The sequence below is a fragment of the Streptomyces sp. NPDC001231 genome, from assembly GCF_042896885.1.
Lineage (GTDB): Bacteria > Actinomycetota > Actinomycetes > Streptomycetales > Streptomycetaceae > Streptomyces.
This window is the reverse complement of the sequence record NZ_JBIAXS010000020.1, coordinates 146934-153615: the sequence shown is the minus strand read 5'-3', so window position 1 is coordinate 153615 and position 6682 is coordinate 146934. Positions and strand designations below refer to the sequence as shown.

General features: G+C 73.2%; 6 protein-coding genes. 1 reads left to right on the top strand and 5 read right to left on the bottom strand.

Annotated elements, in window-relative coordinates:
* Window positions 1-127: 127 nt before the first annotated feature.
* The 3 genes from ACFY3J_RS24395 to ACFY3J_RS24385 all read right to left on the bottom strand — a co-directional run bounded on the left by ACFY3J_RS24395 (window position 128) and on the right by ACFY3J_RS24385 (window position 3790).
* Window positions 128-1060: an SGNH/GDSL hydrolase family protein gene (locus ACFY3J_RS24395; protein WP_390841741.1), complete on the bottom strand. Its 933-nt coding sequence runs from the start codon at window positions 1058-1060 to the stop codon at window positions 128-130.
* A gap of 178 nt (window positions 1061-1238) precedes the next feature.
* Window positions 1239-3119, bottom strand: a complete 1881-nt coding sequence (locus tag ACFY3J_RS24390) for a sensor histidine kinase (protein ID WP_384177945.1) — start codon at window positions 3117-3119, stop codon at window positions 1239-1241.
* Window positions 3116-3790, bottom strand: coding sequence for a response regulator (locus ACFY3J_RS24385; protein WP_390841740.1), 675 nt, complete (start codon window positions 3788-3790; stop codon window positions 3116-3118). The genes ACFY3J_RS24390 and ACFY3J_RS24385 overlap by 4 nt, the downstream gene beginning before the upstream one ends.
* A gap of 176 nt (window positions 3791-3966) precedes the next feature.
* Between ACFY3J_RS24385 and ACFY3J_RS24380 the strand changes: the two genes are divergently transcribed.
* Complete coding sequence (locus ACFY3J_RS24380; RefSeq protein ID WP_384177951.1) at window positions 3967-4374, top strand: hypothetical protein; 408 nt, start codon at window positions 3967-3969, stop codon at window positions 4372-4374.
* A gap of 194 nt (window positions 4375-4568) precedes the next feature.
* Here the strand turns inward: ACFY3J_RS24380 and ACFY3J_RS24375 are convergent, their stop codons facing one another.
* The gene (locus ACFY3J_RS24375; protein WP_384177954.1) at window positions 4569-5348 is read right to left on the bottom strand and encodes an enoyl-CoA hydratase/isomerase family protein; all 780 of its coding nucleotides are present in this window, start codon (window positions 5346-5348) and stop codon (window positions 4569-4571) included.
* Between the two features lie 5 nt (window positions 5349-5353).
* Window positions 5354-6601: a cytochrome P450 gene (locus tag ACFY3J_RS24370; RefSeq protein ID WP_384177957.1), complete on the bottom strand. Its 1248-nt coding sequence runs from the start codon at window positions 6599-6601 to the stop codon at window positions 5354-5356.
* Between the last annotated feature and the right edge of the window lie 81 nt (window positions 6602-6682).

Here is a 6682-nt window from a genome sequence, read left to right as displayed (position 1 = left end):
GGGGGGCGGGGGGGGGGGGGGGGGGGGGGGGGGGGGGGGGGGGGGGGGGGGGGGGCGCCCCGGGGGGGCGGGGGGGGGGGGGGGGCCCCCGGGGGGGGCCCCCCCCCCCCCCCCCCCCGGCCGGGGCTCAGCCCCGCCCGTGCCGCTTGCCCAGCACTTCCAGCACCGCGCGTGCCATGGCCTCCTCGCCCCGGGCGTTGGGGTGGGCCGGGGCCGCGGGCGAGGCCGGCTGCAAGGGCTCGATCCAGCGGTCCGCCGGGGCCTTGCACATGTCGTGGCCGACCGTGGGCCGGTAGGTGTCGACGTACTCCGCGTGGTTCCACGCGGCCACCAGGCGGAGCATCGTGTTCAGCCGTTTCTCGGTGTCCCGCAGATAGGGGAAGTCCTGCGAGGCGAACGGCACCGAGGGAAAGCAGCCGCTGCCGTCGTCGGGCAGCAGGTCCGGGTAGCCGACGACGAGCACCCGGGCGTGCGGCGCCCTGGCGTGCACGGCCCGCAGCACGCGGTCCACCTTCGGTGCCGTCCGCGCGATGTCGAGCGCCAGCCGGTCGATGCCGGACGAGGCGTAGTGACGCCGGCAGGGGTCCCCGGTCGGCTGCTGGGAGCCGAGTTGGGCGCAGGTGGCGATGATGGAGCCGAACCCGACGTCGTTGCCGCCGATCTGGACCGTCACCAGGTCCGTGTCCTTGCGCAGGGCGTTGAGCTGGGCGTCGTTGGAGCCCTGAGGCTTCCACATCTCCTCGGTCGTCGCCCCGCCGCAGCTCACGTCCTCGAAGGAGGCGACCTTCCGCTCGGCCGCGACGAGCGACGGGTAATTGCGGTCCGAGCGACCGCAGTTGTCGTCGACCTGCCGTGGGATTCCGGGACCGGAGGTGTAGGAGTCCCCGAGCGACACGTAGTGCGCGGCGCGGCCGGACCCCGTGCCGGACCCGGCACCGTGCGCCGAGGCGGGCGCCGTGGAAGCGGCGACGAGGGCGCATCCGCCGAGCGCCGCCCCCACCGCGGCCGGCCACCGCCGGCGTCTCGCCACCGCCGCACCCGTGCGTTCCTGATGGTCCATCAGTTCTCCCCCCTGGGCCGGGACATCGCACGCCGTCGGCACCGGGGCACCGCCGTCGCACGTTCGACTGGGCTTGTATACCGTTCGGTAAGTCCCCGGGGCCAGAGGTGTGAAGCGGCGACGGTGTTCTCGCGGCGGCGGCCGGGGACGACGGCTGTGCCGTGCGCGGCGCACGGCGTCACTCCGGGATGGCCAGGGGCAGTTCGGCGGTGATCGTGGCGCCCTCGGGCGTGGTGCGGACGGTCAGGGTGCCGCCGATCTGCTCGACGCGCTCGTGCATGGACTGGATGCCGACGCCGGGTGTCCACGGCTCGGTGCAGCAGCCGGAGTCGGCGACCGTCACCCGCAGGTGGGTGCTGCCGCGCAGTTCCAGGGTGAGCGTTGCGGCGGTGACGGCGGCGTGCCGGGCGATGTTGGTGACGGCCTCCACCGCCACCCGGTAGGCGGCGACCTCGACGGCCGCGGGCAGTTGCGGCAACCGCTCCGGGGCGTCGACCGTCACCGTGAGGAGGCGGCCGTCGGCGACCCGCAGCGGGGCGGTGCGCTGGCGGATGGCCTCGACGAGGCCGAGCTCGTCGAGGGCGCGGGGGCGCAGCCCGTAGACGATCCGGCGGATCTCGGTGATCGTGTCGCCCACGTCGGCGCGCAGCGCGCGCAGCGTCCCGACCGCGTGCTCGGGGTCGGTGGCGATGAGGTTGACGACCGCGTCCGCCGTGTAGGCGATGCCGGTCAGGGTGGGGCCCAGCCCGTCGTGCAGATCGCGGCGCATGCGCCGCCGCTCCTCCTCCAGCGCGGTCACCGTACGGCCCCTGGACAGGCGCAGTTGCTCGCTGAGCCGGGCCGCGTGCAGGGCCTGCGCGAGCGGGGCCGCGACCAGGTCGACCACCGCGGCGGCCGCGCGGGGCAGCCGCAGATGTCCCGGCGGCAGACCGACCACGAGATCGCCCACCGTCTCACCGTCCGCGCGCAGGGCGGTGACCTGGACGTGGTCCGCGTCGACGGTGCCCGCGGTGGCGACCACGGTGTCCTCCTGGCGAAGCTCGACGCCGGGCACGCCGAGCGTGGTGCGCAGGGTGTGCAGCCACAGCGGGGGCGGGGCGCCGGTGGTCAGGTCCGTGCCGAGCCGGGTCAGCGTCTCCACCGGGTCGGCCGACCGGCCGAACAGCATCTCGTCCATCACCGCCTCGACATGACGCCGGACCGGCTGGTACCCGGCGGCGATCCCGGCCGCCAGCAGGGGCGGTACGCCCTTGCCCGGCCGGGCGCCCACCGCCAGCTCCCACACGGCGGCGGCACCCTCGTACACCGCGGCGCTCAACGCGAGCATGACGAGGAGGACGGCGGCGCCGCGTATCACCACCCGTACGTCCACCGCGCGGGGCGCGACCAGCGCCATCGTGATGGAGCCCGGCAGCAGCAGGGACACCGCGCCGACCGCCACAGCGGTGGCCGGGAAGCCCAGCGTGAGGGAGTTGTCCACCGCGAAGAGCAGCATCCCGGCCAGCGTCGTCGCGGCGGTACCCAGCACCAGCCACAGCACGCGGCGCCGGTCGTCGCCGGAGGTGAGCTCGAACAGCACCCAGGTGCCGGCGCACATCGCGGTCCCGGAGGCCACCCCGGCCGCGATCAGCGCCGGCTCGCCGCCCGTCATCGACGCGGCCGCGCAGCCCGCCCCGCAGACGGCGACCGAGGCCTCCGCCCAGCGCAGCGCCCGCGACACCGGCCGCACCTCGACGACGCGGAGGGCGGCCAGCGGCAGGGTGACCGTCGAGGCCAGCACCACCGGTACGACGGCGAGTTCCGGGACACCGGCCACGGCCAGGAGCGGTGCGCTCAGCAGCGCCGCCGCGGACAGGCCGAGCAGCCGGGAGGCGGCCGAGGCCCCGCGCCGGGCGGTGACCAGGGCGTACGACGCCGTCAGCCCGAGGCCGACGATGACGGCCCACAGGACCCACCGCCCGGACGGCGACGGCGGCGCCCACCACTGGGACGCGACCGACGCACCGGCGATCGGCGCGAGGGCCGCACACCGCAGAGCGGTCCGCAGGCGCGCGGTCATGAGGTGGTGCCGGACGCGTCGTCGCCCAGTCCCCGCTCGCGGGCGAGCAGGATGGCCTCGGTCCGGCCGCTCACCCCCAGTTTGGCGAAGATGGCGGACAGGTGGTTCGCGACGGTCTTGACGGCCAGTTCCAGCTCGGCCGCGACACGGGCGTTGCCGTGGCCGCGTGCCACCCGGTCGAGGATCTCGCGTTCGCGAGCGGTCAGTTCGGGGAAGGGATCGGCCGGCCGGGGCGGCGGTCCGACCTGGCCGAGCAGACGGGCCGCCACACCCGGCGCGATGACGAACTGACCGGTCGCCACGGACCGGATGGTGGTCAGGATCTCCTCCTGCTGGGCCCCCTTGAGGAGATAGCCGCGGGCCCCGGCACGCAGCGCCGACAGCACCGTCTCGTCGTCCTCGTACATGGTGACGACGAGCACCGCGACGTGGGGCAGCAGGGCGGTCAGTCGCCGGGTGGCCTCCACCCCGTCCATCGCCGGCATCCGGATGTCCATCACCACCACGTCGGGACGGCTCAACTGCGCCTCGCGCAGCGCCTCTTCACCCGTGGCGGCCTCCGCCACCACGTCCACCCCGGCCAGCGAGGTCAGCAGCGCGCTCATCCCGCGTCGCACTACGGGATGGTCGTCGGCGATGAGCACCCGGATGGGACGGGCCGCGGAGGTCATGTCCCGATGATGGCGGAGACCGGTTCCCGGAGGGGAGGCTCTTCTCCCGGGACGTACGGGAAAACCTCCCTGCCGCCGGGGACGGTCCACCGATGCGCGCCGGACCGGCGCCGGCGCATGCTCACCGCACCGGGTCGCCGCACCGGCGTCCCCGACTCCCGGACACAGGAGCCCAGATGAGCCAGACCAGCCGCACGGAAACCGTCCCCGGCCTCACCCGCAAGAACAAGGTGGGCCTCGTCCTCGCGGGTCTTCTGGGCCTGCTCGACATGACCAACTTCTTCACGCTCTCGGAACCTGACCCGGACACCCAGGGCCCGCCGATGGCCGTCGGCATCGCAGACGGCGTGCTCGGTGTGATCACGGTGCTCGCGGTCGTCTACACCTGGCGCACGCTGAACCGGACCGGCTCCCGTGTCGTGGCGGCCTCCCGGATCCTGTCGGTGGTCTCGGCCCTCCCGGCGTTCTTCGTCAGCGGTGTCCCGGCCGCGGTGGTCGCCCTGGTCGCCGTGTTCACGATCCTCAGCGTCGTCGTCATCGCCCTCGTCCTGACCCGCCCGGCGCCGGAGGCAGGAACCGCCTGACCGGCTCCGGGCACACACCGTGCCGCTAGGGCACCGGGGACGCATCCGCCACCGCAGGGGAGCGGCGGATGCGTCCCCGTGCGTCGTCCCGGCCGGCCTGCCCTCGTCCCGGTCGGCCCGCTGTCGTCGGGACGCCGAAAACGCCGTACGCGCCCGACGCCAGGGGCGTCGGGCGCGTACGGACGGCAGTGCGGTCAGCGCTGGGCCATGGCCCGGCCCTGGTTGAGCTGTGCGGTGAGGAGATGGGCGTCGAGCAGCGCGACGTCCGCGGTGCGGTCGGCCCGCGCGTAGCCGGCGAGCATGCGCTTGGTGAGGGTGAGGGCTTCCGGCGCGCGCCGGACGAGGGGCCTGATCCAGGCGTCGACGGCCGCGTCCAGCTCCTCCACGGGCGCGACCTTGTGCAGGAGGCCGAGCCGGTGCGCGGTGGCCGCGTCGAACGGTTCGCAGGTGAGCATGAGTTCACGGATCCTGGCGGATCCGCCCTCGGCGACCAGGCGGCCCATGGCGCCTCCCCAGGCGGGGGGCAGACCGAGGGCGATCTCCGGCATACGGAACCGGCAGGTGTCCGCCCCCGCTCGCAGGTCGCAGAAGGAGGCGAGCGCCAGGCCGGCGCCCACGACCCTGCCGTGGAGTCTGGCGATGGTCACCGCGTGCGAGTTCTCCAGGGCGTCGCACACGCGGTAGGCCTTGTCCACGATGCGGCGCATGGCGCCGCCGGTCGGGTCTTCCGCCAGTGCCGCCTGGAACTCGTCGCGGTCGGCGCCGAGGCAGAAGTCGTCGCCCTCCGCCGACAGCAGCAGCACCCGGATGTCGGGCCGTTCATGAAGGCTGTTGAGCAGGGAGACGAGGTCGTCGAGAGCCGCGACCGTCAGCGAGCTGTCCTGCGCCGACGGGTTGAGCCGGACCCGGAGGACAGGTCCGTCGTGCTCGACTTGTATCGCTTTGTAGGGGAAGTTGTCGAAGGTATTGGTCATTTCAATCATATGAGAGCGACATCCAGGTTCAGCGGGCGCCGGAAGGCCACGCGCGGCGCCCACGTCGGACGGCGCACGAGGGTGAGCCGCGGGAAGCGCCTGACCAGGTGGTGCAGGAGGGTCTGGGCCTCCAGCCGGGCCAGGGGCGCACCGAGGCAGTAGTGAATGCCGCCGCTGAAGGCCAGGTGCGCCGGTTTGCGGTGCAGGTTGAACAGCTCGGGGTCCTCGTGCTTGGCGGGGTCGCGGTTGGCCGCTCCCACCATGAGGTGGACCATCTCGTCCTTGCGCACCTCGACACCGCCCAGCTCGGTGTCCCTGGAGGAGACGCGGCTGATCACATGGGTGGGCGGGTCGTAGCGCAACGACTCCTCCACGGCGGCCGGCACGAGGTCGGGGTGGATGGTGAGCCGGTTCCACTGCCGGGGGTGTTCGAGGAGCAGCAGGGTCATGGTCGACAACAGGGTGGACGTCGTCTCCAGGGCCGCCAGCAGCACGAACAGCGCCAGGAAGTAGACGGCCTCGTCCGCCTTGTCCTGGTCGCTCTCCATGGCGTCCCAGAGGGTGATCCAGCGCGATACGGGGTCGTCGCCCGGGTGGGCCCGCCGCTCGCGCACCAGGTCCAGGAAGTAGGCGCGCAGCTCGGCCGTGGCCGCGTCGGACAGCGCCAGTTGACTGGCCGAGGGCAGCAACTCCTGGGTGAAGACCTGGTCGTGGGTCAGCTCGCGCAGCCGGGGGAAGTCGGCGCTCGGCAGGCCCAGCCAGTGCCCGATGGTGGCGACCGGCAGCTCCTCGCTGACCAGGGCGTTGAAATCGGCTTCCCCGTCGCGCAGTTGAACGGCGAGGGAGTCCATGAGCCGACCCGTGATACGGCCGACCGTGCCACGGATCTCCTCCATGGAGGTGCGGTCGAACATGCCGGCCGACCGGCGCACCCAGGTGTGTTCGGGGGGATTGAGGGCGGGCAGCGTCCTGCTCATCTCACGAGAGGAGGGGGCGGTCCACCGGGTGCCGTCCCCCTGCTGTTCTCGCCAGCGGGCGTCGGGCTCCAGCCACTCACGGTTGCGCAGTATCTGATCGCACAGATCGAAGCGAGTGACGAGATGACCTCCCCAGGGCGCTGCGACGACTCCGCCCCTCGACCGAAGCTCCGCGTAGATCGGAAAGGGGTTGGCCTGGCCCTTCGCTGTCCGTAGACGAGAGAAGAGCGAGACCGCAAAACGTCTGTCGGGGGGCGGAGTTACCGCTGTCTCCACGACGGCTCCTTTCTAGGTATCAGCCGCCATGCATACCCCAACGGTGGCTTAAACATACGAGATGACTATGCGCGTTGGGGT

Coding starts and splice junctions, on each gene's coding strand:
- ACFY3J_RS24395 (WP_390841741.1), bottom strand. CDS start 1,060: ATGGACCATCAGGAACGCACGGGTGCGGCGGTGGCGAGACGCCGGCGG.
- ACFY3J_RS24390 (WP_384177945.1), bottom strand. CDS start 3,119: ATGACCGCGCGCCTGCGGACCGCTCTGCGGTGTGCGGCCCTCGCGCCG.
- ACFY3J_RS24385 (WP_390841740.1), bottom strand. CDS start 3,790: ATGACCTCCGCGGCCCGTCCCATCCGGGTGCTCATCGCCGACGACCAT.
- ACFY3J_RS24380 (WP_384177951.1), top strand. CDS start 3,967: ATGAGCCAGACCAGCCGCACGGAAACCGTCCCCGGCCTCACCCGCAAG.
- ACFY3J_RS24375 (WP_384177954.1), bottom strand. CDS start 5,348: ATGACCAATACCTTCGACAACTTCCCCTACAAAGCGATACAAGTCGAG.